Genomic DNA, 26,655 nt, shown 5'->3' with positions numbered 1-26,655 from the left:
TAGAGTCGATGATGTGACAGACGTCTTGACCCAGTCCTTCCGCTTCGCCGATCCCCGCGACCTCGCTGACCTGCGAACCTTCGTTACGCGGGCAAAGAGCATCGACGACGGCGCTATCCGCCTTCAGGCCACGGGCAATGTCCTGGCTGCCTACGTGTGTGTGCTGAGGCCCCGCATCCTGGGCGAATCAACCCCTACGATTCTTGGCCTGCGAACCATGGCCCTGGCAGAGCCTGCGCAAGCCGACGTGACGGTGACGCTCGCGTCCGTTATGGACCGGCTGGCCCGCTCAGGGGCCGAGGATGTGGAACTGCCCATCCCGCCGTCGACAGTTTCTGAATCCTGGGCGGGCGTTGGCGCGCCGCGGACCGGCTGGGAAGCCCAAGGAACAGTTCCCGACGCCGACCTCAAGTCTGCGGCGGAGGCCGGCATTGCGGAGGTGGCGGGCGTCATTCCCGCTTTGGCGGGCGCCGCAGTGGTCAACACAGCCAGGGCAGCAGTGTGGGGCCGGGAACTACCCGGTCTGGACGGATTGCCGGCAGGTGCGGCTTTCGCCGCTTTCGCTTTGGGTTTCCTGGGCGGGTCCGAGCAGAAGGTCTTCCGCAATGGCCGCTGGTTCCGCCTGAGCGGCCCTCGCGGCCATGTGCTGGTCCGGACCGGAGCAGGCCTGGGGCTCGGTTTCTAGGACCTAGGCCTCAGGGCCGGTCGAAGGGCTATTGACCATGGTCAGCGCTGCGCGCTCCATGTAGTCCCACAGCGTGCCCTCATGCAACGGCGAGAGCTCCAAAGAGTCCACGGCCGTGCGCATATGAAACAACCAGCGGTCCTTGGCTTCGGGGGTCACCCGGAACGGCATATGGCGCATGCGCAACCGTGGGTGGCCGCGTTCTTCGCCGTAGGTGGTTGGACCGCCCCAGTATTGCTCCAGGAACATGAGGAAGCGGCGCTTTGCCGGTTCGAGGTCCTCTTCGGGGTACATGGGTCGAAGCAACGGGTCCGTGGCTACGCCGTCGTAAAAGACGTCGATGAGCTTGACGAACGTCTCATGGCCGCCAACTGCCGCGTAGAAGCTGTCCGTGTAGGCGGGCTGGCTGAACGGATCGTTCTGCATCAGCTGGCGTCGGGGGCCCGCCTGCGGTGCTGGTGGTTGCCCACCTGCAGTGTTACTCATTGGACTTCTCCTCGGCTTTGGTGACGCGCGGTGCGCCTGCTGTGACGGGCGCAGCTGCAGCGCCTGGTTCGTCGCTGGTGTCAGGTGTTTCCAACGGCACGTAGTCGCCCTGCGAACGGTTGCCCACGCGGAGGATTTCGCCGTTGCGAAGGTACCAGATGGCGCCGTCTTCAGCGCGGACCCGCGTGATGCGCAGGCCCACCGATTCAACGGTACCAATGACTTCACTGGTAACGATCACGTCGCCGATTCCGTATTGGTCCTCAATGGTGATGAAGATTCCCGCGAGGAAGTCGCGGATCAACTGCTGGGCGCCGAAACCGATGGCAACACCGAGGATGCCCACGCTGGTCAGGAGCGGTGCGACGTCCACGTTCATGTATTTGAGGACGTAGATGATCACGATCACCACCACCACAACGCTTACCAGGCTTGTCAGCAACGAGCCGATGGTCTCGGCGCGCTGGGAGCGTCGTTCATGGTCCAATGCACGGATTGCGGGTTGCACCCACTTGAAGTGCGGCTTCTTGAAGAAAGAACTGCCCGCCGAGACTCGTCGCGTAATGCGCAGGATGATGAACCGCGCCACGATCCACACTGCCAGGCCTACGCCCACTGTGATGAGGATCGACATGAGGTCGATTTTTTCGGGTTCGATGTTGATGGTTTCCGCCAGAGGGATGGAGGTCAAGGTGGAATAGCTCCTTGTCGTCGGCCCGTGTTCGCCGGGCGCGGAACACTCTGTCCACCTACAACCCTAGCGCCGTAGCGTGACGGTATGCGCATCCTGGTCTTGGGCGGTACCGCCTTCTTGTCAGCAGAAATCGCCCGGCAGGCTGTTGAAGCCGGGCATGAGGTCACCTGTTTGGCTCGCGGCAGTTCAACAAGCCCGCCCGACGGCGTCACTTGGGTCAGGAGCGACCGCGCGGCGGGTGCAACGGCCTTCGCGGAGATCGACGGACGCTGGGACGAAGTGGTGGATGTCTCCCGGGATCCGGTACAGGCGCGTGTGGCACTGGACGTGCTGGGCCCTTCCGCCGCTCATTGGAGCCTTGTTTCAAGTTGCTCCGTGTATGCGGACCACTCAGTGCCTGACGCGGATGAGAATGCGGCCCTCTTGGAGCCCTTGCCTGAAGGCCAGGCAGGCACCCCGGAAACGTATGGGGAGTCCAAGTCGGCGATCGAGCAAATGACGCTTGCCGCTGTGGGGGAAAAGGCGCATATCGTCCGGGCGGGACTCATTGGCGGACCCGGGGACGGCACCGACAGATACGGTTATTGGCCTGCCCGATTCGCTGCGAACACTGACACGGTACTGGTCCCGGACATCCCGGACGAAGCCACGCAGATCATTGATGTCCGGGACCTTGCGGCGTGGATCCTGCAGTCCGCGGAGGAAGGGCTGACGGGAATTTACAACGCCTTGGGAGAGGTAGTGCGGTTCGAGGACTACATCGCCGAGTCCCAGCGGGCGGTTGGAACCCCGGACGTCGTCGTGCCGGACGTCGATTGGCTCGTGCAGCACGGTGTCGAGTACTGGTCCGGCCCGGATTCCCTGCCTCTGTGGCTCCCGTCAGGCCATGACGGCTTTCAGACTCGGAGCAACCGGGCGGCACGTGAGCGCGGAATGGTCCTGCGGCCGTGGCAGGACACCCTGGCTGCCACGCTCGAGGATGAACGGGCGCGAGGCCTGGACAGGGAACGAAAAGCCGGCCTGAGCCGTGAAATGGAACAAAGGCTCGTGGCACTCTGGCAGCTCGAACAGCGTTAGGCTGCTGCCGCCGTCGTGATCGGTTCGTGGAGTACCGGGAAGTTGACGCTGCGGGCGATGAAGCAGACCTGGTTGGCTTCATGGTGAAGCTGCGGGACCAAGCTTTCGTGGGCGGGATCGGCAATGATGACGTGAGGCTTCAGGGTGACGCTTTCGAACTGCCCGCTGCCGTCCCGGTTGAGCTTCATGAGGCCTTCGGCGTTGTCCTCGTAGCCGGTCACTACCACCCCATGCTTGACGGCCACGTGCAGGAAGGACAACATGTGACATTGCGAGAGGGCCGCAAGTAACAACTGTTCCGGGTTGTAGCGTGTGCGGTCGCCGTGGAACGTCGGATCTGCTGAGCCCTTCAAGGTGGGCAAGCCACTGATTTCGACGTCGTGGTCCCTTGAATATCCCCGGTAGCTGGCCGTGCCTTCGCCGAGGTTTCCAGTCCAGCGGACGGTCAGTGCGTAATGGTGTTCGTGGAGGCCCATGCGGACAGTTTAGCTTTGGGGCCACAACCGTCCGCACGGGCCTCACGATCCTGCGGGCTTAGACGTCTGCTGCCCGTGCGCGCAGTGCCCGGGCTACGCTGTCCCGGTTTTCCAGCATCATGCGGCGCAGTGCTGCGCTCTCCTCCGGAAGACCGGCCAGGAATTGGTCCGTGCGATCCACTGTGGCCTGCGTGGTGAGCTGTGCCGGGTAAAGACCCACCACAATCTGCTGGGCCAGGGCGTGCGTTCGGTCCTCAACGATTCCAGGTACGGCCTCGAAGTACTTCTCCGCGAAAGGTTCCAACAAGCCGGTGTCCACGACTCGCATGAAGCCGGCCACGGCTGAGGCTTGCAAGGCGTTGGAGAGTTCTCCTTTGACCACGATCGAGTCCCAAGCTGCTGCCTTGGCCTCCGGCGTGGGGATGGCTGCTGTCGCCTGGGCTGCTGCATTTTGGCCGTTGGAAGTGTTGTCCCGGGAAAGCTCCTCGTCGATCCGGGCTTGGCCCTGCCGGCCGCCGGCAACAAGGGCCGTCAGCAGTTCCCAACGCATGTCTTGGTCGATGCTGAGTCCTTCGAGGGTCTCCGTACCGTCCAAAAGGGCCTGAAGACGGTCGAGCTGTCCGCCACTGCGGGCCAGCTGGGCATACGACTTGGCGAACTGCAGCTGGGCATCCGAACCTGCGACAGCTGCCGATGCGAGCTCCCACAACTTGTCCGCAGCCGCGGTCGTTGAGTCAAGCTTGTGATCGGCGGCCACGAAATAGGTCAAGGTGGTGGCGAGCTGGCGCAGCTGGACCAGGATCACGGAGGAGTCTGTTTCCGAGGCGATGTTCGCCAGGATCAGTTCTACGTAGCCGCGGGCCGGGGTTTCGCCGTCGCGGGCGGCGTCCCAGGCCGAACCCCACACCAATGTGCGGGGCAGGCTGGTGGCGAAGTCCTTCAGGTGGGCTTTGGCGGTGGCAAGGGAGTGCTCATCGAGGCGGACCTTGGCATACGCGAGGTCGTCGTCGTTCAACAGGATCAGGTCCGGCCGGGCTTTGCCAACCAAGGCAGGTACCTCGGTACGAGGGCCATCGACGTCGAGTTCCTCGCGGTGGGTCCGCTCCAGCTTGCCTTCGCCCGAGAGCGAGTAGAAGCCAACGGCCAGGCGGTGCGGGCGGAGCGTGGGCTGTTCGTCGACCGCGGTTTGCAGGATCGCGAAATCGGTAATGTTGCCGTCCGCGGCAACGGTCAGCTCCGGGGCGAGGGTGTTCACACCGGCAGTTTCGAGCCAGAGCTTGCCCCACGCGTCCAGGTCGCGGCCGGACGCAGCTTCGAGCTCCACCATGAGGTCCGCGAGCTCGGTGTTTTTCCAAGCGTGCTTGGCGAAGTACGTGCGGACGCCTGCCATGAACTGTTCAGGTCCCACCCAGGCCACCAACTGTCGTAGGACAGAGGCGCCCTTGGCGTAGGTGATGCCGTCGAAGTTCACCTCGACGTCTTCGAGGTTGTTGATCTCGGCGAAGATCGGATGCGTGGTGGGCAACTGGTCCTGCTTGTAGGCCCAGGACTTTTCCACGGAGGCGAACGTGGTCCAGGCCCGGTCAAATTCGGTGTTCTCCACGGCGGCCAGGTGAGACATGTATTCGGCAAAGGATTCGTTGAGCCAGAGATCGTTCCACCAACGCATGGTTACCAAGTCCCCGAACCACATGTGCGCCAGCTCGTGCAGGACCGTGATGGCGCGCCGCTCAATCTGTGCACCCGTGACCTTTCCACGGAAAACGTAGCCTTCCAGGATGGTCACGGCACCGGCATTCTCCATGGCCCCGGCATTGAACTCCGGGACGAAGAGCTGGTCGTACTTCTCGAACGGGTACGGGAACCCGAATTGTGCCTCGAAGAACTCGAAGCCCTGGCGCGTCAGTTCGAAGATGTTGTCCGCGTCGAGGTACTGCATGAGTGACTTGCGGGCGAATACTCCCAGCGGGATGACGCGGCCATCTGAGCTGGTGACCTCGGAACGGACCGACTGGTACGGTCCGGCGATCAAGGCCGTGACGTAGGAAGACAGACGGGGCGTGGGGGCAAATTTCCACACCGAACGCGCGGTGCCGTCCTCGGTGCCAGGGGCTTCAACGGGAACCGGCGTGGGGGAGTTGGAGATCACGTCCCAATGCGAAGGAGCGGTGACGGTAAACGTGAAGCTGGCTTTCAGGTCGGGCTGTTCAAAGACGGCGAACATGCGCCTGGAGTCAGGAACTTCGAACTGGGTGTAGAGGTAAACCTCACCATCAACAGGGTCAACGAATCTGTGGAGTCCCTCACCGGTGTTCATGTAGGGAGTGTCTGCCACCACCACGAGTTCGTTGTCCGCTGACAGATCCGGGAGCTGGATGCGGACGCCGTCAGAGACCTCAGCGGGGTTCAGCTCGGTGCCGTTGAGCGTCACGCTGTGGACCGCTGCGGTGATGGCATCGATGAACGTGGACGATCCGGGCTCCGCGGAAAACTTCACAACAGTGGTGGAGCCGAAGGTCTCTGCTCCCTGGGTCAGGTCCAGGGTGACGTTGTACGACTCGACGTTGAGTAGTTCGGCGCGCGTGGCGGCTTCATCGCGCGTAAGATTCAGGCCTGGCAAGTGGTGCCTCCGGAGATTTGGGATGGCCGGCCCGTCATGGCCGGTCGCTGGTGTGAAGTCATTCTTTCACTCCACGCCGTGAAGGCAAGGAGCGGGCACCACAGTGTCGCGCCACGGAGTAGCGTTGGATTATGGCATCGTTCCGGGACACCCTCGATTTCCGCGCATTGAGGTTTGCGGTCGCCTTTCCGTTGCTGCTCGCGGTCGGGTTTGTCGTGTGCGCCCAGATGCTGCGCAACGACCTCCCAAACCCGGTCGCCGTTATGTGGAGCGCCGACGGCGGCTCTTCCTTCGCTCCTTTCGGCGCCTACGTGGCAGGCGGCGCTGCCCTTATCACCTTCTGCGGTTGGGCAGTCTTCCTCCAAGCGGTGTCGATTTCCCGGCCGGTGGTCATGCGCCGCGTCATGATGGGTGTGGGCCTCATGGTCAGCCTTTTCATCACCACCGTGTTGGCTGCAGGTCTGGTCGGCCAGTCCGGGCTGGCGGACGCGCGCGAGTCCCACGTTGATCCGATCGTGCTGGCCATGGGCAGCGGAGCCGCTGTGGCGCTGGGCGTCGTCATGATGTTCGCCTTTAAGCCGGACCCTCGTTGGACCAGGGAAGATGACGTTGCGCTCGAGGAAGAGTTGAGACTTCTCGAAGATCCCGATCTCGCCCGCGACACGCTCCGGCTGTGGGTGCATGCCCGGAGTTCCGTTTTCGTCATGATCATAGTCTCGGCACTGTTCCCCGCTGCGCTGATAGCCGTGGCAGTTCCATGGCTGGGTGCCTTGGTAGCAGCGGCGGCCCTCATCGGCGCAGGTTTCCTGTTCGCACGGGTGCGGGCGGACAGGGGAGGGCTGCAGGTATTCGCCGGCGGGATCGTCCGCGTCCTGACCGTCCCCGCCGTCGACATCGCTGGGGCAGCACCTGCGGACGTAAAGGCGGCAGATTATGGTGGGTGGGGCTGGCGGCACCATGACGACGCGACAGCGATGCTCGTCAGCAGTGGCCCGGCCGTCGTCGTAAGGAAACTCAACGGAGGCCGCGTGGCACTCAGCGCAGGGACCCAGGCTTCCGCAGACAAGCTGGCCGGTGTTCTCAACAGGGCGGCGCATCGCGCCCATGGCGACGGGCAGGCCCAACAACCCGGGTAGCGGTACCCTAGGTAGCGCATCCCTCAACGCCGCGCCCGGCCATATGCCGTACCCGCGCGCCAGAAAGAAATGGACTTCCTGTGACTACACCCCGCGTCCACATCGCCACGGACCACGCCGGCATGGAACTTAGCGCCCACCTGGTCAGCCACCTCACGGCCAAAGGCTACGAAGTGGTGGATCACGGGCCCAAGGAGTATGACGCCCTGGATGACTACCCTTCCTTCTGCATCAATGCCGGCCTTGCCGTGGTGGCAGACCAGAAAGCCGGTGTGCACGCTCTCGGCATCGTGCTGGGCGGCTCGGGCAATGGGGAACAAATTGCTGCCAACAAGGTCAACGGCGTCCGCGCGGCCCTGGCCTGGAACCTCTCCACCGCGAAGTTGGCCCGCGAACACAACGATGCCAACGTTGTGGCCGTTGGCGGACGCCAGCACACCGTTGAAGAGGCCACGGAGCTCATCGAAGCCTTCCTGCAGGAACCCTTCAGCAACGACGAACGCCACGTTCGCCGGATCGGAAAAATTGCGGTGTACGAAACCACCGGCGAGATCGTCGAGTAGTGCCTGAGGGGCATTCGGTCCATAGGCTGGCCCGCCAGTTCCAGGATGTTTTTGGCGGCCGGTGTTTGGATGTCTCCAGCCCGCAAGGGAGGTTTGCCGCCGGCGCGGAGCTACTCACCGGGCACACCATGGTTGAAGCCACTGCCCATGGCAAGCAGCTCTTTCTCAGGTTTGACCACGAGCTCTTCCTGCACGTCCACCTGGGCCTCTATGGGGCCTGGAGCTTTGGCGGTGATAGTTCCTTCACGGGCGCCTCCAGCATCGGGGCTCCGCGTCGTATCGGCGAACGGGAGGCAGGTCCGGCTTCCGACGACGGCGATTACGCCGGCCCGCCTCCTCCCGTGGGCGCGGTGCGTGTCCGGCTGGTGTCCGGGCACGGCTGGGCGGATCTCCGTGGTGCCACCACCTGTGCCGCCATCACTGCGGCCGAGGCAGCCGCCGTGTTGGCGCGGCTGGGCCCGGATCCGCTGCACAATCGCCGGGGTGACCGTGAGGAGTTCATCCGCCGCCTTCGCCGCCGCAAGACTGCGGTGGCCCTGCTTTTGATGGATCAGTCCGTCCTGGCCGGCGTCGGCAACATCTACAGGGCCGAGGTTTTGTTCCGGCAAGCGGTCGATCCGTGGACACCGGGGAGCAGCATTGATGCGGAAACCGCTGGCCGTCTCTGGGACGACACCGTGGACACCATGTCCGACGGCGTCCGTGACGGACGTATTGTTACGACGCCCCCGACGCTGTGGACCGGCGGTGGTGCTGTAGCGCCCGACGCCGATGCCCACTTCGTCTATAAGCGGGACGGCATGCCCTGCCGGGCGTGCGGGACGCTCGTGGGGATGTCGGAAATCGGTGCGCGCAAGCTGTATTGGTGTCCCGGCTGCCAGGTGTAGGAGTTCATCTTTGAATAAGAAAAAAAGGGCCCCGATCCGTTGATCGGGGCCCTTTTTGCGTGGAGGGGACGACGGGAATCGAACCCGCGTAATCAGTTTGGAAGACTGAGGCTTTACCATTAAGCTACGTCCCCAGGACGGATATCCTTGTTCAGGACATCTTCCTGGTGGCTGTTGAAGCCGGGTACTACTAAACCTAATTCCGGCGGCAGTGTCAAATGTGCATTCTGGGCTCGCTTGCCCGTAGACTGTCCTGTGCGTTCGGGGTGTAGCTCAGCTTGGCTAGAGCGCCTGCTTTGGGAGCAGGAAGTCGCAGGTTCAAATCCTGTCACCCCGACTCTGTGTTTGTGTCCGCTTCAGGGGCACGACAGAAACCCATACCCACAAAATCAGGAGTACTTAGACTGTGAAGAGCGCTGTCGAGAACCTCACCGCAACGCGGGTCAAGCTCAACGTTGAGGTTCCCTTTGAGGAACTGAAGCCGAGCATCGATGCCGCGTACAAGACCGTTGCTTCGCAGATCCAGGTTCCCGGATTCCGCAAGGGCAAAGTTCCCTCCAAGCTGATCGACCAGCGCGTTGGCCGTGGCTATGTTCTGGAGACTGCCATCAACGATGGCCTCAACGGCTGGTACCAGGCTGCAGTTCAGGAAACGGGTGTTCGCCCCCTGAGCCGTCCCGAAGTTGAAATCACCGAGGTTCCGGACCCGTCCGCAACCGATGGCGAACTCAAGTTCCAGGTGGAGATCGACGTCCGCCCCGAGATCGAGCTGCCGGACTACGCCGGCATCAAGGTTGAGGTTGCGGCTGCTGAGTCTTCCGAAGCTGACGTTGACAAGGCGCTGGACGAACTGCGTGGCCGCTTCGGCACGCTGAAGTCCGTTGAGCGTCCGGCCAAGAACGACGACTTCCTGACCATCGACATCACCGCCACGATTGACGGCGAAGACATCGATTCCGCTTCCGGCCTTTCTTACCAGGTTGGTGCCGGCACCATGCTCGAAGGCCTCGACGAAGCCGTGACAGGCCTCTCCGCCGACGAAGAAGCAATCTTCGAGACCACGCTGGTTGGCGGAGACCACGCCGGCGAGTCCGCGCAGGTGAAGGTTGTTGTCAAGGCTGTCAAGGAGCGCGAGCTCCCCGAAGCAAACGACGACTTCGCTCAGCTCGCCTCGGAGTTCGACACCCTTGCTGAGCTCCGTGAGGACCTCGCCAAGCAGGCTGCGGACTCCAAGGTAGTCGAGCAGGGCGTTGAGGCACGCGACAAGGTCTTGGACAAGCTCGTTGAGCTCGTTGAAGTTCCCGTTCCGGATTCCGTCGTTGAGGAGCAGATCGAAGCTCACTTCAACCCGGAGAACGCACACGGCGAAGGTGAACACGACACCGAGGAGCACCGCGCCGAGGTCAAGGCCAACACCGAGCGTGCCTTCCAGAATGAGATCATCCTGGACGCCATTGCGGACAAGGAAGAAGTAGACGTCAGCCAGAACGAGCTGATCGACTACATCGTTACCACCGCAAGCCAGTACGGCATGGATCCCAACCAGTTCGCCCAGATCATTGATCAGAGCGGCCAGGTTCCCATGATGGTTTCCGAGGTTCGCCGCCGCAAGGCCCTTGCCGTTGTGCTGGGTCAGGCTGAGGTAGTCGACTCCGAGGGCAACAAGGTTGACCTCACTGACTTCGTCCGCCCCGCCGGCGAAGCAGCAGCCGAAGAGGCTGCAGCGGTTGAGGCAAACGAAGAAGCCGACGTTGTCGCAAGCGACGACCCCGCAGCAGTGAAGTTCTAGTCAACGACTTCAACCGGCCCCGGATCTCTTGATCCGGGGCCGGTTTGCTTTAAGGCTGAACATTGGTGCTGAACGCAGACGTGCGCCGTCAGCGAACAGTGCGATTTCGGCGAACAAATCACCCGCGAAAACGGTTAGTGTCCAAGTAGTGAAGTTCAGTGAGGTCACTGGCACCAGCGAGAGGTAAGTACTTATGTCACAGCAATCAGAGGCTCCCCGGATGGCAACTGTCGATCCCGCAGCCCAGGACAACTACATCTACAACCGCCTGCTGAAAGAGCGCATCATCTGGCTCGGCTCTGAAGTCCGTGACGAGAACGCCAACGCCATCTGCTCGCAGCTCCTCCTCCTCTCGGCCGAAGACCCGGAGAAGGACATCTACCTGTACATCAACTCACCGGGTGGATCCGTGACGGCCGGCATGGCCATCTACGACACCATGCAGTTCATCCCGAACGACGTCGTCACCGTGGCAACCGGCCTGGCAGCGTCAATGGGTCAGTTCCTTCTTTCCTCCGGCACCAAGGGCAAGCGTTACGCAACGCCCAACGCTCGCATCCTGATGCACCAGCCCTCGGGCGGCATCGGCGGCACGGCGTCGGACATCAAGATTCAGGCAGAACTGATCCTGCACATGAAGAAGGTCATGGCCGAACTCACGGCAGAGCAGACCGGGCAGTCCGTGGAGACCATCCTCAAGGACAACGACCGCGACAAGTGGTTTACGGCTACTGAGGCCCTGGAGTACGGCTTCTTCGACAAGATCTCGGCGCACGCCGGTTCTGTTGCCGGTGGCGGCGGAACGGCCAACCAGTCGAACTCCGAAAACTAACCGGCACAAAGAACCACTGAAACCCCAGGAGTAAAGAACATGAACTACAACTTCGGATGGTCTGCCGGTAATCTCCCGTCCAGCCGTTACGTCCTGCCCCAGTTCGAGGAGCGCACGCCTTACGGCTTCAAGCGCCAGGACCCGTACACCAAGCTGTTCGAGGACCGCATCATCTTCCTTGGTGTCCAGGTCGACGACGCGTCCGCTGACGACATCATGGCCCAGTTGCTGGTCCTTGAGTCGACTGATCCGGACCGTGACATCACCCTGTACATCAATTCGCCGGGTGGCTCGTTCACTGCCATGACGGCCATCTACGACACCATGCAGTACATTCGTCCGGAGATCCAGACGGTGTGCCTTGGACAGGCAGCCAGCGCCGCTGCGGTCCTGCTGGCTGCTGGTACACCCGGGAAGCGCCTGGCCCTGCCGAACGCCCGCGTCCTGATTCACCAGCCGGCTCTTTCCGGCGGCCAAGGCGGACAGGCCTCGGACCTCGAGATTCAGGCGGCCGAAGTCATGCGTATGCGCACCTGGCTCGAGGACACGCTGGCGCACCACTCAGGCCGTACGTCCGAGCAGGTAAACAACGACATCGAGCGAGACAAGATCCTCACTGCGGCGGACGCCCTGAGCTACGGTCTCATCGACCAGGTTCTGGACTCCCGTAAGATCAAGCCCCAGGCAATCGCCCGGTAGAGCACGGATTTCGACGCCGGTGCGGTTCACGAAATATGGACCGCACCGGCGTTCTGTTTCCACCCAAGCAGCCCATTGTGACCTAGAGTGGATGTTGTCACGGTGGTGCCAACCGCGGCGTGGCCGCACACCTGGGTACGGCGCGGAGCCGCATCACCCGTATGCAACGAAGGGATTCCCACATGGCTCGGATTGGCGAGAGCACGGATCTGCTGAAGTGTTCTTTCTGCGGAAAGAGCCAGAAGCAGGTACGGAAGCTGATTGCCGGGCCCGGTGTCTACATCTGCGATGAGTGCATCGAGCTTTGCAACGAGATCATCGAAGAGGAACTCGCTGAAGTCTCCGATCTCGGTAGTTTCGAGTTGCCCAAGCCTCGTGAGATCTTCGACTTCCTGCAGGAATACGTCATCGGCCAGGAACCCGCCAAGCGTTCCCTGGCGGTAGCGGTCTATAACCACTACAAGCGCATTCAGGCCGGTCACGCGCCCAAGGCCGGCAGCCTCGGCGAGGGTTCGCACCATGAGGATGTTGAGATCGCCAAGTCCAATATCCTGCTGATCGGGCCTACGGGTTGCGGCAAGACTTACTTGGCGCAGACACTGGCTCGTCGCCTTAATGTGCCGTTTGCCGTAGCCGACGCCACTGCGTTGACGGAAGCCGGCTATGTTGGCGAGGACGTCGAGAACATCCTGCTCAAGCTCATCCAGGCTGCTGACTACGACGTCAAGAAGGCCGAGCAAGGCATCATCTACATCGACGAGATCGACAAAATCTCCCGCAAGAGTGAGAACCCGTCGATCACCCGTGATGTCTCGGGCGAAGGTGTACAGCAAGCACTCTTGAAAATCCTGGAGGGCACAGTCGCCTCCGTTCCACCCCAAGGCGGCCGTAAGCACCCGCACCAGGAATTCATCCAGATCGACACCACCAATGTTCTCTTCATTGTGGCCGGCGCGTTCGCCGGGCTGGAAGACATCATCGGTTCGCGCTCCGGACGAAAGGGCATCGGTTTTGGTGCGCCGCTCAACGAGGCCCGGGACAACGTGGATACTTACGGCGAAGTCATGCCGGAGGATTTGCTCAAGTTCGGCCTCATCCCGGAATTCATCGGGCGGCTCCCTGTCATCACCACGGTGTCCAGCCTCGATCGGCCGGCGCTGATCCAGATCCTCTCTACCCCAAAGAACGCTTTGGTGAAGCAGTATCAGAAGATGTTCCAGTTGGACGGCGTAGAGCTGCAGTTCGACGACGACGCCTTGGACGCCATAGCGGACCAGGCCCTTGAACGTGGCACTGGTGCACGTGGCCTGCGGGCCATCATGGAAGATGTGTTGCTGCCCGTTATGTTCGATCTCCCCAGCAGGGATGACATCGCAACTGTGGTGATCACGGCGGACGTGGTGGCCAAGAAGGCCCAGCCAACCATGATCGCCCACGACGTCGTTGCCAAGCGCCGGAATAAGTCGGCTTAGCCTCCTGTTGGCCTAAACAAGACATGGTTCCGCTGGGACCTTGGTCATGCCACTTTCACACCTTTCAGAGGAGTACCCTGTGCCCGAGCAGACTTCGACCGAACAGCTTATGTCCGAAGAGAACGTCAACAAGGCCGATTTCTGGTTCGACCCCGTATGCCCCTTCGCGTGGATCACGTCGCGCTGGATCGGCGAGGTGGAGCAGGTACGGGGCATCGAGACCGAATGGCACGTCATGAGCCTCTCGGTGCTCAACGAGGGCCGAGACCTTCCCGATAACTACCGGGCCATGATGGACGATAGCTGGGGGCCTGTTCGAGTGATCATCGCAGCCCAGGAGCTCCACGGCAGCAGGTACGTCAAGCCTTTGTATGACGCCATGGGGGAGCAGATCCACCACGAGGGCAACAAGGACCGGGCTTCGGTGATCCAGAAGGCCCTCGCCGACACCGGACTGCCCGCTGACCTGGCACGCTTTGCCGGATCAGATGAATACGATGCCCAGCTGCGCGCCAGCCACGAAGCCGGTATCTCGCTTGTGGGGCAAGACGTCGGAACTCCCGTGGTAGCCGTGAATGGCACGGCGTTCTTCGGTCCTGTCCTTACACGGATTCCCCGGGGCGAAGAAGCAGGAAAGCTCTGGGATGCCACGGTGACTTTGGCTGGCTACCCCCACTTCTTCGAGCTTAAGCGCAGCCGAACTGAAAGCCCTGAGTTCAACTAGCGGCGTAGCCCTACTTCAGAAACCGTGAGGTCCTGCGGTCGGCGAGGATCTTCCCGTTGGTCTGGCATGTAGGGCAATACTGAAGTGAGGTGTCCGCGAACGACACCTCACGGACGGTATCTCCACACACAGGGCAAGGCTGGCCCGTCCTGGCATGCACCCGGAAATTGCTGCGCTTAGTGTCCTTGAGTTCGCTGGAAGGCTTGCCCGCAGCTGCGTTGACGGCGCCCACCAGAACTTCCTGCATGGCCTCATAGAGCCGGGCCACCGTTGCTTGGTCCAAGGACTTAGCGGTGGCAAAAGGTGAAATTTTCGCGGCGTGGAGTATCTCGTCGCTGTAGGCATTGCCGATTCCAGCGATCACGCTCTGGCTGCGGAGCAGACCTTTGATTTGTTGGGAACTTGAGCCGACGATTGCGGCCAGCGCTTCGAGATCAAAATCGGGACTGAGGGGTTCTGGTCCAAGGGTTGCTATTCCCGGGACGTCTAGTGGATCTTTCACCACGTAGATGGCTAGGCTCTTTTTCGTTCCGGCTTCGGTCAGGTCTACCCCAATGTGGGCATCGTCGGCGGGGCGGTGGAGTAAGAGTCGTGCTGATATGTTGCTTTTGCCCAGGCGCAGCCCGGCCGAGGACGGGTGCTCGGTGTACCTGACCCAGCCGGCTTTCGCTAAGTGGAACACGAAGAACAGTCCGTCAGCGTCAATGCACACGAACTTCCCGATGCGCTTTGCGCCACGAATGGCCCGTCCCTCAAGAGCCGTGTAGGGAGGATCTGCCGTCTTGAGTGCAGAGATGGAGTTGATGCGGACCTCGGTCAGCACGGCTCCATGGAGTTGGGTGTCCAAGTACATGCACAGGCCGTGCACTTCGGGGAGTTCCGGCATGGTCAATACTCTGCCACAGGTAGCCATCTTCCGGCAGGAAAACTACAGGTTTGTAGTTCTTTCGAACCCCTTGTGCATCGTCCTCAGCGGGACAACAATGGTTCTTACCCACTTCGAAAGAAGAGGGACACGGAAACCAAAGATTCAGTGATTGCAACCAACGCAGCCTTTGGCAAAGTTGGAAGCAACCTACCAGTGATGAGGTAGGAAGACCTGAAATTCCAAGGATTCCGCCAGACTGTCAAGACATCACCAGACAGCCGAAAAGTCGAAGCCCCACCAACGGCAAAACGCTGATGGGGCTTCCCCTTTGCCCTAAAACGGGCGGCTGACTATTTACTAGGACGCAGGCTGTTCCTCGGCGGGTGCCAGGACAACATCGCTGACCGTCAGTTCGCCTTCACCGGACTGGAGGGTGATCTCCTGAGCGTTTGCGGCTGCCTTCAGGTCGCCAAGGCCGGCCTTCAGCTGGGCGACGAGTAATTCCGAAGCCGTAATGGATGCCGACAACACCTCGGTGCGCTGCTTCACCTTCGCCTCAGACTTGGCCTTGCGGATACCGCTGAGTGCTATGCCCACGGTGCCAAGCATCGTGGTGTCGCCATCGGTGATTTCCAAGGCTGCAGGCCACTGGGCACGGTGAACTGATCCTGTGCGCCACCAGCCCCAGACCTCTTCGGTTGCGAAGGGCAGGAACGGTGCGAACAGGCGCAGGAGCGAGTCCAGTGTTGTTGCCAGGGCTGCCAGGACGGATGCCTGCTCTGTTTCGCCGGCGGCACCGTAGGCACGGTCCTTGATGAGCTCCACGTAGTCGTCCGTGAATTGCCAGAAGAACGACTCAGTGATCTGGAGCGCGCGGGCGTAGTCGTAGTTCTCGAACGCCTTGGTGGACTGGGCAACGACGTCGGACAGCTGCGCCAACAGCGCACGGTCCAAGGGGTTGGAAAGCACCGACAGGTCAGATGTCACCACTGAGTTCTCGGTGGCGCCGAGGTTCAGCACGAACTTCGAAGCGTTCAGCAATTTGATGGCCAGGCGGCGGCCGATCTTCATCTGGGCGATCTCGTACGCCGTGTCAGCACCGAGCTTGGCCGAGGCTGCCCAATAGCGGACGGCGTCCGAACCGTACTCGTTCAGCACGTCCGTAGGCACAACAACGTTGCCCTTGGACTTGGACATCTTCTTGCGGTCCGGGTCCAGGATCCAGCCGGAGATGGCGGCGTGCTTCCACGGGGCGTTCTTCTGCAGGGCATCTGCGCGAACGGCAGAGGAGAACAGCCAGGTTCGGATGATGTCGTGTCCCTGTGGACGGAGGTCGAAGGGGTAGACCTTGGAGAACAATTCCTCGTCACGGCTCCACCCACCCACGATTTGCGGGGTCAGCGATGACGTTGCCCAGGTGTCCAGCACATCGGCGTCACCTGTGAAGCCGTTGGCCTGGTCGCGCTGGGATTCCTCGAAGCCGGGAGCAGCGTCTGCGGCCGGGTCCACGGGGAGCATCTCGTCCGAAGGCAGGATGGGGTTGTCGTAGTCCGGATTGCCCTGGGCATCCAGCGGGTACCAGACAGGGATGGGCACGCCGAAGAAGCGCTGGCGGGATACGAGCCAGTCACCGTTCAGGCCCGCGATCCAGTTCTCATAACGGGACCGCATGAACGCTGGGTGGAAGGTGATTTCCTGCCCACGGCCGATCAGGCGTTCGCGGCGTTCCTCATCGCGCCCACCGTTGCGGATGTACCACTGACGGGAGGTAACAACCTCGAGGGGCTTGTCGCCCTTCTCGAAGAAGTTCACCGGGTGGGTGATCTTCTTTGGTTCGCCGTCCAGCAGCTCCGCTGCCTTGAGCAGTTCAACCACGGCTTCCTTGGCGGAGAACGCGGTCTTGCCGGCGATCGCAGCGTAGGCTTCCTTGCCGGCGTCGGTGGTGATCCATTCAGGGGTCTCGGCAATGATGCGGCCGTCGCGGCCCATGATGGCGCGGGTGGGCAACTGCAGTTCGCGCCACCAGGTGACGTCGGTCAGGTCACCAAAGGTACACACCATGGCGATGCCGGAACCCTTGTCGGCTTTGGCGAGCGGGTGTGCCTTAACCTCGAGCTCCACGTCGAACAGGGGCGACTTTACAGTCTTGCCGAAGAGCGGCTGGTACCGTTCGTCGTCGGGGTTCGCCACCAGGGCCGCGCAAGCAGCAAGAAGTTCCGGGCGCGTGGTTTCGATGAAGATCTTTTCGCCGTCTTCCGTGAAGAAGGGGTAGCGGTAGTAGGCGCCGGCAACTTCGCGGTCCTCAAGCTCGGCTTGGGCAACAGCGGTGCGGAACGTGACATCCCAGAGTGTGGGTGCTTCGGCCATGTACGCGTCACCGGCCGAGAGGTTCGCGAGGAAGGCACGCTGCGACACCGCACGCGAAGTGTCGTCAATGGTGCGGTAGGTGAGGTCCCAGTCCACCGACAAACCAAGGGTCTGGAACAGGTTCTCGAAGACCTTCTCGTCCTCAACGGCGAGTTCTTCACACAGTTCGATGAAGTTCTGGCGCGAAACGACGTCGAAATCGCGCTGGTTCTTGGCAGGCTGCGCCGGGGGCGTGTAGTCGGCCTTGTAGGGGATGGCGGGATCGCAACGCACACCGTAGTAGTTCTGGACGCGGCGCTCAGTGGGCAGGCCGTTGTCGTCCCATCCCATGGGGTAGAAGACATTCTTGCCGGTCATGCGCATGTAGCGGGCCTGGACGTCAGTCTGGGTGAAGGAGAACATGTGGCCCACGTGGAGCGAGCCGGATGCCGTGGGCGGGGGAGTGTCGATCGAGTAGACCTGCTCCCGGGTGGTGTCCGGGTTGAACTTGTAGGTTCCTTCCTTCAGCCAGCGCTGCGTCAAGGCAGCCTCGAGGCCTTCAAGGGCCGGCTTGTCGGGAACGTTGATGGGGGCGGTGGCGGGCGTGTCTGTACCCTGCGTTGATTCAGCCATGGGTCAATTGTTTCATGGCCTGGCGTTACCGCCCGCCCTCCGTGCAGCCTGCACCCCCGATAAGGTGGTGCCATGACTTTGGCTGCGCACAACACGCCTTCCGGACAGAATGTAGACAACAACAAGACGGCAGTCGTAACCGGTGCAAGTACCGGCATCGGCGAGGCAACGGTGAAGGCGCTGGCTACCGCCGGATGGAAGGTCTTCGCGGTGGCCCGCCGGGCGGACAGGCTGGACGCCTTGGGGGCCGAAACCGGCGCCGTGCCGTTCCCGGCTGACATCACGGACGACGACGACGTCTCGGCCTTGCTCGCGGCCGTCACCAAAGCCGGGGGTGCCGACACGCTCATCAACATCGCCGGTGGGGCACGCGGCGCGGACACCATCGCGAACGCTGACACTGAAGACTGGGATTGGATGTACCAGGTGAACGTCCTGGGCACCATGAAAATCACCCGGGCCTTCCTGCCCATGCTGCGGGACAACGGCGAGGGCACCGTCCTCAACCTCACGTCCACGGCAGGGCTGTCCGCCTATGAAGGCGGTGCGGGCTACAACGCAGCCAAATTTGCCCAGCATGCCATGACCAATGCCCTGCGCCTGGAAGAGGTGGGCAACAACATCCGGGTCATCGAGGTTGCCCCGGGCTTGGTGCAGACGGAGGAGTTCGCCCTGAACCGCCTCGGTGACAAAGACGCAGCCGCCAAGGTCTATGCCGGTGTGGAGAAGCCCCTGACTGCCGAGGACGTGGCAGGCGTCGTGGCGTACTCAGTCTCTTTGCCGCACCACATCAACCTCGACCAGATCGTCATCCGCCCGGTGGCCCAGGCGGCGAACCACAAGCTTGTCCGCAAAGAAGGCTGAGACGCTCAACCAGCTGGAATGATCAGCCTGGCCATGATTGCCGCGTGGTCCGAACCGGGAACCCGATGGACGGCGTAGTCGCTGCTGCTGATCCCTGTCGAGGTGACCATGTGATCGATCACGATGCCCGGAAGCAGTGGCCCTTCCATGGGCCATGTGGGGGAGAACCGCGCACCAGCGGCCATCCCGACGTCGACGAGCTTTTTGCCGGCCGGAGTATCAGCCTGCGGCCCCCCACCCAACGCGGTGTCCAGCAAAGCCCGGAATTCGGAGTGATCGTACGTGGCGTTGTAGTCACCCATCAGCAGGTGATTCCCGGATTCTGATGCTTGGCGGGCGATCTTGCCGAGGTCGCTCCGCCATTGGTCAATCCGCTCATCCACCGGTGGGAGGGCGTGCACGTTGCTGAGGTTCAAGGAGGCCTTGGCGCCGGACTCCGGGTGTGAGACGAGTACTCGCGTGACGTCAATCCGGAAGGGCGTGTCAGGCAGGAGGCCGTCGGGCTCGAGCGGGAACACCGAATACACGGCGCCGCCGGATGCGTCGTCATTGGGTTCACTGACCCGGTTCGGCAGTACATCCTCCATGCCCGCGGAGGTTAGGCGATCCTCGAGTCCCTGCGTATGTTCCTGAATGGTCAGCAGCTGAATCCCGTTGTCCCGGACCAAATTTACGATGGTGGCGGCGTCCGCCTCTCCGTATCCGGAGTTGAGGCTCATCACTCTCAAAGGGATTGTTGCAGTACCGGCAGGCAAAGAATCCGGCTTTCCGGCGTCCAGCGGGAACAGCCAGAACAGCTGGGCCGCCAACAGGGCCGCCGTCGTGATGATGACCCAACGCCGCCGCCCTACCAAGGCAAGCACCAGGGCAAGAGCCGCCGGCAGAACCATCCACGGGGTGAAGGACAACAGCTGCACCACGATCAAGGGCCACTCCGCGGGGATCGCGCGGAAGATCGATACCCCCGCCACGGGCAGCGCAGCAAGGAACGCCATCACCGACCACGCCAAAGAAGCGTGGCGCGGCGCAGGGCGGGTTTCCATCACGGCAGTCCCGGGGTGTGTCATGGGCTTGAGTCTATGCATCGCCCAGCGCACCGGACTCCATCCACGGGATGAACTCACAAGTAGAGCGGGGCCCTCCGCTGCCGCTAGACTTGGAAGAGCAGCTTTGACCCGGCCATCACCGGTGAGCTTCCGGAAGAACAGCACTGACCACCTGCAAAGGTGGCAAGCGCCCAGTAGAGCCGGACGGGTAAGCCCGTCACAGCAGTAATGAGAGGCCGGAACTTCGCGTTCCGGTAAGTGAGGTGGTACCGCGGTACCTGCGCAGCCGACAGGCAGCACAGAAGCCGTCCTCGCATCCTGACAGTCAACCAGCTATCACAGGATATGAGATGACCCACTACCCCAAGGCCTCAGCGTCTTCGTCCGGCACGCACGGCGTGTCCGCTTCCGTGAAGTTCCCGGAAATCGAAGAGCGCATCCTCAAATACTGGGACGAAGACGGCACCTTCCAAGCCAGCATCGACCAACGTGATGCAGGCAAGGACGGCAGCAACGAGTTCGTCTTCTACGATGGCCCTCCCTTCGCCAACGGACTCCCGCACTATGGCCACCTCCTGACCGGCTACGCCAAGGACCTTGTGGGCCGCTACCAGACCCAACGTGGCAAGCGCGTGGAGCGCCGCTTCGGCTGGGACACCCACGGCCTCCCTGCAGAGCTCGAAGCCATGAAGCAACTAGGCATGACGGACAAGACCCAGATCGAAGCCATGGGCATCGACAAATTCAACGACGCCTGCCGCGCCTCGGTCATGAAGTACGCCAACGAGTGGAAGGCCTACGTCACCCGCCAGGCACGCTGGGTGGACTTCGAGAACGACTACAAGACGCTCAACGTCGAGTACATGGAGTCGGTGCTCTGGGCCTTCAAACAGCTGCACGAGAAGGGCCTCACCTACAACGGCTACCGCGTCCTCCCATACTGCTGGAAGGACGAGACACCGCTGTCCAACCACGAACTCCGTATGGACGACGACGTCTACAAGAACCGCCAGGACCAAACGGTCACTGTAACGTTCCCCGTCAAGGCAGGGGAGTCCGAGCTCTCCAACGCACTCGCCGGTGTTCAGGCACTCGCCTGGACCACCACGCCCTGGACGTTGCCCACCAACCTGGCGCTCGCCGTCGGGCCGGACATCGCTTACGCAGTCCTGCCCGCCGGACCCAACGGCGTCAAGGCCGCTTCAGCTGAAGCGCCCGTCACGGGCAGTTTCCTGCTGGCAGCTGACCTTGTGGGGGCGTACGCCAAGGATCTGGGGTACGACGACGCTGCTGCCGCGGCTGCCGCTGTCGTGTCCACTCACTCCGGCACCGAGTTGGCCGGTCTTGAGTACGAACCGCTCTGGAACGACTTTGCCGATGCTGAGAAGTACGGCACGCAGAACGCCTGGCGTTTCCTCGTGGCTGACTACGTCACCACCACCGACGGTACGGGCATTGTCCACCAGGCTCCGGCCTACGGTGAGGATGACCAGAAGGTCTGTGAAGACGCCGGCATCCCCGTGGTCCTGTCCGTCGACGAAGGCGCCAAGTTCCTGCCGCTGTTCGCGCACGGCGAGCTGGCCCCGATCGTCGGCCTCCAGGTCTTCGACGCCAACAAGCCCATCACCCAGGTGCTCCGTGCCGATGGCCGCTTGGTCCGCCAAGCCAGCTACGAGCACAGCTACCCGCACTGCTGGCGCTGCCGGAACCCGCTGATCTACCGTGCCGTGTCGTCCTGGTATGTGGAAGTCACCAAGTTCAAGGACCGCATGTCCGAGCTGAACCAGGAGATCAACTGGATCCCGGGCAACGTCAAGGACGGCCAGTTCGGCAAATGGCTGGATAACGCCCGCGACTGGTCCATCAGCCGCAACCGGTATTGGGGTTCGCCCATCCCCGTATGGCAGTCTGATGACCCCGAACACCCGCGCACCGACGTCTACGGTTCCCTGGCCGATCTCGAAGCCGACTTCGGCCGTCTTCCGATGAACAATGAGGGTCAGGTAGACCTGCACCGGCCGTTCATCGATGAACTGACGCGTCCCAACCCGGACGATCCCACGGGTAAGTCCACCATGCGCCGCGTCGAAGACGTCCTGGACGTCTGGTTCGACTCCGGTTCCATGCCGTACGGCCAGGTGCACTACCCGTTCCAGAACGAGGAGTGGTTCGACACCCACAACCCGGCGGACTTCATCGTCGAGTACATCGGACAGACCCGCGGCTGGTTCTACATGCTGCACATCCTGTCCACCGCACTGTTTGACCGTCCTGCGTTCCGAAATGTGATCAGTCACGGCATCGTGCTGGGCTCTGACGGCCAGAAGATGTCCAAGAGCCTGCGCAATTACCCTGACGTGTCCGAGGTCCTGGATCGCGACGGTTCCGACGCCATGCGCTGGTTCCTCATGTCCAGCCCCATCCTGCGCGGCGGCAACCTTGTGGTCACCGAGCAGGGCATCCGCGACGGCGTACGCCAGGTCATCCTGCCGCTGTGGAACGTTTACAGCTTCTTCACGCTGTACACCAACGCTGCCAATGGCGGCTCGGGCTACGAGGCGAAGCTGCGCTACGACGGCTACGCCGACACCCTCGACCAGTACCTCCTGGCCAACACCGGGGACCTGGTCCGCAATGTCACCGCAAGCCTGGACAGCTATGACATCTCCGGTGCCTGCGATGAGCTGCGCAGCTACCTGGACATGCTCACCAACTGGTATGTGCGCCGCAGCCGCCAGCGCTTCTTCGATGAAAGCGTTGACGCCTTTGACGCGCTTTACACCGCGCTCGAAGCGGTGTGCCGTGTATCGGCGTCCTTGCTGCCGCTGGTGACGGAAGAGATCTGGCGTGGGCTGACCGGTGGCCGCTCTGTTCACCTCGCCGACTGGCCTGACGCTTCGCTGTTCCCGTCCAATCCGCAATTGGTTGAAGCAATGGACCGCGTCCAGCAAATCTGCTCCACCGGCTCAAGCCTCCGGAAGGCAGCAAACCTGCGCGTCCGCTTGCCGTTGCAGGAGTTGACCGTGGTGGCACCTGGTGCAGATGCGCTGGAAGGCTTTGCCGCCGTCGTCGCAGATGAACTGAACCTGCGTTCCGTCCGGCTCCTGGACGCTGCAACTGCCTCGCCTGAGGAGTTCGGCATTGAGCAGAAGCTCGTGGTCAACGCCCGGGCCGCGGGTCCGCGCCTTGGCAAGAACGTGCAGCAGGCCATCAAGGGATCCAAGTCCGGCGATTGGTCTGTCAATGACGCCGGCGTGGTGGTGGCCGGTGGCTTGGAGCTCGAGCCCCAGGAATACACGCTTGAAACTGTCGTGGCAGACACGGCCGACGGCGGCAGCTCGGCAGTAGCTGTCCTGCCGGGCGGCGGTTTCGTTGTCCTCAACACCGAGGTCACTCCTGAACTTGCAGCCGAGGGGCTGGCCCGCGACATGGTCCGCGCCATCCAGCAGGCGCGCAAGGACGCAGGACTGAACGTGAGCGACCGCATCCGCACTTCCGTGGAGGCCGCACAGGATGTGGTTGACGCCCTGGAAGCCAACTCGGAACTCGTCAAGACCGAAACTCTGACGTTGGAACTGGAGGTTCTGTTGGCCAGTGTCGACGAACCGCAGGTCACCGTCGCAAAGGCAGGGGCCTGATCCATGACTGACGAATTCTCGGTTGAAAGTGTCTACGCCGAACTTCTGGGCCGTGCCCCGGAAAACAAGATGGAACCTCGCCTGGCTCCGTTGTTCCGGGCGATGGATGTGCTGGGGGAGCCGAACAAGGCCTTCCCGATCATCCACATCACCGGCACCAACGGCAAAACGTCCACGGCACGCATGATCGAGGCCGGACTGCGTGCCCACGGCCTGAGCACGGGCCGTTACACCAGCCCGCACCTGTCCAAGGTGACTGAGCGCATCAGCATTGACGGAGAGCCTGTACCGGATGCGACGTTCGTGCGTATCTGGGACGAAATCCGCCCCTACCTGGAGATCGTGGACAGCGAGCTCGTTGCCGAAGACCAGCCGCGACTGACCTACTTCGAGTGCCTGACTATTCTTGGCTTCGCGGTGTTCGCTGATCAGCCTGTTGATGTTGCCGTCATGGAAGTCGGCTTGGGAGGCATCACCGATGCCACCAACGTTGGCGATGGCCAAGTCTCAGTCATCACACCGATTTCGCTGGACCACACGGATCTTCTGGGTGACACCACCGAGGACATCGCCTACGAGAAATCCGGCATCATCAAACCGGGCGGCTTCCTGGTCAGTGCAGCTCAACCCGTTGACGCTGCGCAGGTCCTGTTGGAGAAAGCCCGTGAAGTTGACGTGCCGTTCCGTTTTGAGGGCGTCGAATTCGGTGTCGAGTCCCGCAGCGTCGCTGTGGGCGGCCAGGTCCTGACCATTCAGGGTCTCGCCGGCCGCTACGAGGACCTGCTGCTGCCACTGCATGGTGCCCACCAAGCCGAAAACGCCGCCGTAGCCGTCGCGGCTTTGGAAGCGTTCTTCGGTGGGGGAGAGAAAGAGCTCGATGCCGAGGTGCTCAAAGAAGCCTTTGGCAACGTGACTTCGCCCGGCCGGCTCGAAGTTGTGCGCACTGCGCCCACAGTTGTGGTGGATGCTGCACACAACCCGGACGGCATCCGCGTCTCGTCAGAAGCCATCCAGGAGGCCTTCAGCTTCAGCAAGCTGGTGGTTGTGGTTGGCGTTCTTCGGGAGAAAGACGCCGAGGAGATCCTCAAGACCCTCAAGGAATCACTGGGTGGCCTGGCCGAGGAATTCTGCTTCACCCAATCCAACTCGGCGCGCGCCGTTCCGGCAGCGGAACTGGCCGAACTCGCCGTCGACCTCGGCTTCGGCGAGGACAACGTCCACATCGCGGAGAAGTTGGACGACGCCCTGGAATGGGCTGTGGAGCGCGCCGAATCCAACGATGACCTGGCAGGCGGTGTCCTGGTAACGGGTTCCATCACTGTGGTGGCCGAGGCGCGGATCCTGCTTGGAAAGGCGAGTGCCTAGCATGGCGAAAATGACCAAGGCGCAGCGTGAATGGCGGCCCGGCATGCCCAGGAAGCGCCGATCCACCAAGGTGATGTTCGCTTCTACCGTGCTCCTGCTTGAAGCCTTCGTCGCGTTCTTCGGCACGTTGGCAGTCTTCGGCCTGAGGCGTGGAGAAGTTGACCCCGGCATCATTCTTGGGGTCGGCATCGCACTGACGGTGGTGCTGGTGTTGGCGTGCGCCGTACTGTCCAAGCCATGGGGCATCGGGGTTGGCTGGGCACTGCAGCTTGTGCTGATCCTGACGGGCTTCGCCGAGCCCACCATGTTCATTGTGGGGATCCTGTTTGCCATCTGCTGGTGGTACGGGATCAGGGCCGGTATGCGGATTGACCGCGAGGTGGCCCAGCGCGACCGCGAGCAGGCGGAATGGGATGCAGCCCACGGTGACCAGACTGGCCCGCAAACCCCGTAAACTGGCTGGGAAAACCACCGAACAACCACATTGGAGCAACTGTGAGCATTGAACGGACACTTGTCCTGGTCAAGCCCGACGGCGTCGCCCGCAACCTGGGTGGAAGCATCCTCGCCCGGATCGAAGCCAAGGGCTACACCCTGGCGGAGTTGAAGAAAGTCAACGCGACCCGCGAGCTGCTCGAGCAGCACTACGAGGAACACGTTGGCAAGCCGTTCTACGAGCCGCTGGTTGAGTTCATGCTCAGCGGACCGGTTATCGCTGCAGTCTTCGAAGGCCACCGCGTGATCGAAGGCTTCCGCTCGCTGGCCGGAACAACGGATCCGACGACGGCGGCACCGGGCACCATCCGCGGCGACTTCGGCCGCGACTGGGGCCTGGCAGTCCAGCAGAACCTCGTTCACGGCTCAGATTCAGTCGACTCCGCAGAGCGTGAGATCAAGATCTGGTTCGAGGGCTAAACACCCCCGCCGAGATAACAGTTAAGGCCAATGTTCTTCGTGAACATTGGCCTTAACTGTTATCTCGCGAGTGGTGGTTCTACGCTGTGGACGCCACGAAGAGGTGGATGAACGAGAAGAAGATCGTGGCGATCACGGCGATGTACAGCAGGGCAACGATGATCCATCCCGATCCGGACAAAAGCTTGACCAGTGCCGGCGGCGCCTTGATGACCCCGCTGGTGACGTTGCGGATGGTTACCCAGACAAACAGGGGGATCATGGCGGCCCACACCACCATGCAGAACGGGCACAGCACGTGAATGACGTAGAGTGCCTGCGACCATAGCCACACAACGAACGCGAAACCAAGGGTCACACCGGTTTGCAGGCCCAGCCAGTAGCCCCGTGAATACCTGGCTCCCGCGAGAATGCCCATGGCTGTAGTGATGATGACAGCGAAAGCAACGATGCCGATGAACATGTTGGGAAAGCCGAAAACCGAGCTTTGCGGTGTCTGCATCACTTCACCGCAGGAGACAAACGGATTTACATCGCACACTGTCACGTGGTTGGGATCCTTGAGGACCTCAAGTTTCTCCAGCACCAGGATTCCGGAAGCCAGCCAGCCAACGACGCCGGTGATCAACAGCAGCCACGCGAAAGGCTTGTCACGGACCGTATTCGGGAGGGAATCCTGCTGGGTGGATATGTCCTCCACATGGCTTGTGGATTTGTTGGCCAGGTTTTCCCTGGCGGTGCTTGGCATCGCGGATGTGATCCTTTTCGACAAATGGCCCGGCAAGCCGGGAAGGGCTCTTGGGAGGATTGTAACTCCGAAGGCTGGGCGCCGGCCCCAGC

Annotated in this window: 23 protein-coding genes and 2 tRNA genes; 16 read left to right on the top strand and 9 right to left on the bottom strand. The window is 62.0% G+C overall.

Features of this window, described 5'->3' with window-relative positions; genetic code table 11:
- Positions 1 to 13 precede the first annotated feature (13 nt).
- Positions 14 to 685: a hypothetical protein gene (locus tag KCX59_RS13065; RefSeq protein ID WP_178994848.1), complete on the top strand. Its 672-nt coding sequence runs from the start codon at positions 14 to 16 to the stop codon at positions 683 to 685.
- A gap of 3 nt (positions 686 to 688) precedes the next feature.
- On the opposite strand, the gene KCX59_RS13060 is transcribed toward KCX59_RS13065, so the two are convergent.
- Together KCX59_RS13060 and KCX59_RS13055 are read right to left on the bottom strand one after the other, a co-directional pair.
- Positions 689 to 1,171: a globin gene (locus KCX59_RS13060; RefSeq protein WP_306294131.1), complete on the bottom strand. Its 483-nt coding sequence runs from the start codon at positions 1,169 to 1,171 to the stop codon at positions 689 to 691.
- Entirely contained in the window at positions 1,164 to 1,862 is a 699-nt protein-coding gene (locus KCX59_RS13055; protein WP_017200600.1) for a mechanosensitive ion channel family protein, read from the bottom strand. Before KCX59_RS13055 ends, KCX59_RS13060 begins: the two co-directional genes overlap by 8 nt.
- Before the next feature lie 87 nt (positions 1,863 to 1,949).
- Between KCX59_RS13055 and KCX59_RS13050 the strand changes: the two genes are divergently transcribed.
- Positions 1,950 to 2,942 (top strand): NAD-dependent epimerase/dehydratase family protein, encoded by a 993-nt coding sequence (locus KCX59_RS13050; RefSeq protein ID WP_179017838.1) that lies wholly within the window; start codon positions 1,950 to 1,952, stop codon positions 2,940 to 2,942.
- Here KCX59_RS13050 and KCX59_RS13045 read toward each other — a convergent pair.
- Together KCX59_RS13045 and pepN are read right to left on the bottom strand one after the other, a co-directional pair.
- A complete protein-coding gene (locus KCX59_RS13045; RefSeq protein WP_091467995.1) occupies positions 2,939 to 3,418 on the bottom strand; it encodes an OsmC family protein in 480 nt (159 codons plus the stop codon). The genes KCX59_RS13050 and KCX59_RS13045 overlap by 4 nt on opposite strands.
- A 58-nt stretch (positions 3,419 to 3,476) precedes the next feature.
- Positions 3,477 to 6,038 carry an aminopeptidase N gene (pepN, locus tag KCX59_RS13040; RefSeq protein ID WP_179017839.1) on the bottom strand — a complete coding sequence of 854 codons (2,562 nt, stop codon included), beginning with the start codon at positions 6,036 to 6,038 and terminating at the stop codon, positions 3,477 to 3,479.
- A 131-nt stretch (positions 6,039 to 6,169) separates the two neighbouring features.
- Between pepN and KCX59_RS13035 the strand changes: the two genes are divergently transcribed.
- The 3 genes from KCX59_RS13035 to KCX59_RS13025 all read left to right on the top strand — a co-directional run bounded on the left by KCX59_RS13035 (position 6,170) and on the right by KCX59_RS13025 (position 8,624).
- Positions 6,170 to 7,174 (top strand): hypothetical protein, encoded by a 1,005-nt coding sequence (locus KCX59_RS13035; RefSeq protein WP_178994841.1) that lies wholly within the window; start codon positions 6,170 to 6,172, stop codon positions 7,172 to 7,174.
- 122 nt (positions 7,175 to 7,296) lie between these two features.
- The gene (locus KCX59_RS13030) at positions 7,297 to 7,737 is read left to right on the top strand and encodes a ribose-5-phosphate isomerase (RefSeq protein ID WP_167532122.1); all 441 of its coding nucleotides are present in this window, start codon (positions 7,297 to 7,299) and stop codon (positions 7,735 to 7,737) included.
- Positions 7,737 to 8,624 (top strand): Fpg/Nei family DNA glycosylase, encoded by an 888-nt coding sequence (locus KCX59_RS13025; RefSeq protein ID WP_178994839.1) that lies wholly within the window; start codon positions 7,737 to 7,739, stop codon positions 8,622 to 8,624. Before KCX59_RS13030 ends, KCX59_RS13025 begins: the two co-directional genes overlap by 1 nt.
- Before the next feature lie 60 nt (positions 8,625 to 8,684).
- Here the strand turns inward: KCX59_RS13025 and KCX59_RS13020 are convergent.
- Positions 8,685 to 8,758, bottom strand: a tRNA-Gly gene (locus KCX59_RS13020).
- 128 nt (positions 8,759 to 8,886) lie between these two features.
- Between KCX59_RS13020 and KCX59_RS13015 the strand changes: the two genes are divergently transcribed.
- From KCX59_RS13015 to KCX59_RS12990, 6 genes are all read left to right on the top strand, one after another.
- Positions 8,887 to 8,961 (top strand) — tRNA-Pro (locus tag KCX59_RS13015).
- A 69-nt stretch (positions 8,962 to 9,030) separates the two neighbouring features.
- Positions 9,031 to 10,413 carry a trigger factor gene (tig, locus tag KCX59_RS13010; protein ID WP_178994936.1) on the top strand — a complete coding sequence of 461 codons (1,383 nt, stop codon included), beginning with the start codon at positions 9,031 to 9,033 and terminating at the stop codon, positions 10,411 to 10,413.
- A gap of 220 nt (positions 10,414 to 10,633) precedes the next feature.
- Entirely contained in the window at positions 10,634 to 11,245 is a 612-nt protein-coding gene (locus KCX59_RS13005) for an ATP-dependent Clp protease proteolytic subunit (protein WP_014922040.1), read from the top strand.
- Positions 11,246 to 11,284: 39 nt separating this feature from the next.
- Complete coding sequence (locus KCX59_RS13000) at positions 11,285 to 11,944, top strand: ATP-dependent Clp protease proteolytic subunit (RefSeq protein ID WP_011775058.1); 660 nt, start codon at positions 11,285 to 11,287, stop codon at positions 11,942 to 11,944.
- Between the two features lie 182 nt (positions 11,945 to 12,126).
- On the top strand, positions 12,127 to 13,416 hold the full coding sequence (gene clpX / locus KCX59_RS12995) for an ATP-dependent Clp protease ATP-binding subunit ClpX (protein ID WP_026005788.1): 1,290 nt from the start codon (positions 12,127 to 12,129) through the stop codon (positions 13,414 to 13,416).
- A 109-nt stretch (positions 13,417 to 13,525) separates the two neighbouring features.
- Positions 13,526 to 14,140, top strand: coding sequence for a mycothiol-dependent nitroreductase Rv2466c family protein (locus KCX59_RS12990; protein WP_166660314.1), 615 nt, complete (start codon positions 13,526 to 13,528; stop codon positions 14,138 to 14,140).
- 10 nt (positions 14,141 to 14,150) lie between these two features.
- Here KCX59_RS12990 and KCX59_RS12985 read toward each other — a convergent pair whose 3' ends face one another.
- Both KCX59_RS12985 and valS read right to left on the bottom strand, forming a co-directional pair.
- Entirely contained in the window at positions 14,151 to 15,026 is an 876-nt protein-coding gene (locus KCX59_RS12985; protein ID WP_179017840.1) for an Fpg/Nei family DNA glycosylase, read from the bottom strand.
- A 339-nt stretch (positions 15,027 to 15,365) separates the two neighbouring features.
- Positions 15,366 to 17,987 carry a valine--tRNA ligase gene (valS, locus tag KCX59_RS12980; protein WP_179017841.1) on the bottom strand — a complete coding sequence of 874 codons (2,622 nt, stop codon included), beginning with the start codon at positions 17,985 to 17,987 and terminating at the stop codon, positions 15,366 to 15,368.
- Positions 17,988 to 18,059: 72 nt separating this feature from the next.
- Here valS and KCX59_RS12975 point away from each other — a divergent pair, with 72 nt between their 5' ends.
- Entirely contained in the window at positions 18,060 to 18,851 is a 792-nt protein-coding gene (locus KCX59_RS12975; protein ID WP_179017842.1) for an SDR family oxidoreductase, read from the top strand.
- A 5-nt stretch (positions 18,852 to 18,856) separates the two neighbouring features.
- Here KCX59_RS12975 and KCX59_RS12970 read toward each other — a convergent pair whose 3' ends face one another.
- A complete protein-coding gene (locus tag KCX59_RS12970; protein WP_179017843.1) occupies positions 18,857 to 19,918 on the bottom strand; it encodes an endonuclease/exonuclease/phosphatase family protein in 1,062 nt (353 codons plus the stop codon).
- Between the two features lie 329 nt (positions 19,919 to 20,247).
- Here KCX59_RS12970 and ileS point away from each other — a divergent pair, with 329 nt between their 5' ends.
- The 4 genes from ileS to ndk are packed head-to-tail and all read left to right on the top strand — an operon-like array spanning position 20,248 to position 25,815.
- On the top strand, positions 20,248 to 23,535 hold the full coding sequence (gene ileS / locus KCX59_RS12965; protein WP_179017844.1) for an isoleucine--tRNA ligase: 3,288 nt from the start codon (positions 20,248 to 20,250) through the stop codon (positions 23,533 to 23,535).
- A 3-nt stretch (positions 23,536 to 23,538) separates the two neighbouring features.
- On the top strand, positions 23,539 to 24,900 hold the full coding sequence (locus KCX59_RS12960) for a bifunctional folylpolyglutamate synthase/dihydrofolate synthase (protein WP_091467963.1): 1,362 nt from the start codon (positions 23,539 to 23,541) through the stop codon (positions 24,898 to 24,900).
- 1 nt (position 24,901) lies between these two features.
- Positions 24,902 to 25,354 (top strand): DUF4233 domain-containing protein, encoded by a 453-nt coding sequence (locus KCX59_RS12955; protein WP_091467960.1) that lies wholly within the window; start codon positions 24,902 to 24,904, stop codon positions 25,352 to 25,354.
- A 41-nt stretch (positions 25,355 to 25,395) separates the two neighbouring features.
- Positions 25,396 to 25,815, top strand: coding sequence for a nucleoside-diphosphate kinase (ndk, locus tag KCX59_RS12950; RefSeq protein WP_014922034.1), 420 nt, complete (start codon positions 25,396 to 25,398; stop codon positions 25,813 to 25,815).
- Positions 25,816 to 25,894: 79 nt separating this feature from the next.
- Here the strand turns inward: ndk and KCX59_RS12945 are convergent, their stop codons facing one another.
- Positions 25,895 to 26,563, bottom strand: coding sequence for a vitamin K epoxide reductase family protein (locus KCX59_RS12945; RefSeq protein WP_179017845.1), 669 nt, complete (start codon positions 26,561 to 26,563; stop codon positions 25,895 to 25,897).
- Positions 26,564 to 26,655 lie beyond the last annotated feature (92 nt).

The sequence above is a fragment of the Paenarthrobacter nitroguajacolicus genome (genome assembly GCF_051027655.1).
GTDB lineage: Bacteria > Actinomycetota > Actinomycetes > Actinomycetales > Micrococcaceae > Arthrobacter > Arthrobacter nitroguajacolicus.
The sequence above is the reverse complement of the archived record's forward strand: the minus strand, read 5'-3'. Positions and strand labels throughout refer to the sequence as shown.

Coding starts and splice junctions, on each gene's coding strand:
- KCX59_RS13060 (WP_306294131.1), bottom strand. CDS start 1,171: ATGAGTAACACTGCAGGTGGGCAACCACCAGCACCGCAGGCGGGCCCC.
- KCX59_RS13050 (WP_179017838.1), top strand. CDS start 1,950: ATGCGCATCCTGGTCTTGGGCGGTACCGCCTTCTTGTCAGCAGAAATC.
- KCX59_RS13045 (WP_091467995.1), bottom strand. CDS start 3,418: ATGGGCCTCCACGAACACCATTACGCACTGACCGTCCGCTGGACTGGA.
- KCX59_RS13035 (WP_178994841.1), top strand. CDS start 6,170: ATGGCATCGTTCCGGGACACCCTCGATTTCCGCGCATTGAGGTTTGCG.
- KCX59_RS13030 (WP_167532122.1), top strand. CDS start 7,297: ATGGAACTTAGCGCCCACCTGGTCAGCCACCTCACGGCCAAAGGCTAC.
- KCX59_RS13005 (WP_014922040.1), top strand. CDS start 10,634: ATGGCAACTGTCGATCCCGCAGCCCAGGACAACTACATCTACAACCGC.
- KCX59_RS13000 (WP_011775058.1), top strand. CDS start 11,285: ATGAACTACAACTTCGGATGGTCTGCCGGTAATCTCCCGTCCAGCCGT.
- clpX (WP_026005788.1), top strand. CDS start 12,127: ATGGCTCGGATTGGCGAGAGCACGGATCTGCTGAAGTGTTCTTTCTGC.
- KCX59_RS12990 (WP_166660314.1), top strand. CDS start 13,526: ATGTCCGAAGAGAACGTCAACAAGGCCGATTTCTGGTTCGACCCCGTA.
- KCX59_RS12985 (WP_179017840.1), bottom strand. CDS start 15,026: ATGCCGGAACTCCCCGAAGTGCACGGCCTGTGCATGTACTTGGACACC.
- valS (WP_179017841.1), bottom strand. CDS start 17,987: ATGGCTGAATCAACGCAGGGTACAGACACGCCCGCCACCGCCCCCATC.
- KCX59_RS12975 (WP_179017842.1), top strand. CDS start 18,060: ATGACTTTGGCTGCGCACAACACGCCTTCCGGACAGAATGTAGACAAC.
- KCX59_RS12970 (WP_179017843.1), bottom strand. CDS start 19,918: ATGACACACCCCGGGACTGCCGTGATGGAAACCCGCCCTGCGCCGCGC.
- ileS (WP_179017844.1), top strand. CDS start 20,248: ATGACCCACTACCCCAAGGCCTCAGCGTCTTCGTCCGGCACGCACGGC.
- KCX59_RS12960 (WP_091467963.1), top strand. CDS start 23,539: ATGACTGACGAATTCTCGGTTGAAAGTGTCTACGCCGAACTTCTGGGC.
- KCX59_RS12955 (WP_091467960.1), top strand. CDS start 24,902: ATGGCGAAAATGACCAAGGCGCAGCGTGAATGGCGGCCCGGCATGCCC.
- KCX59_RS12945 (WP_179017845.1), bottom strand. CDS start 26,563: ATGCCAAGCACCGCCAGGGAAAACCTGGCCAACAAATCCACAAGCCAT.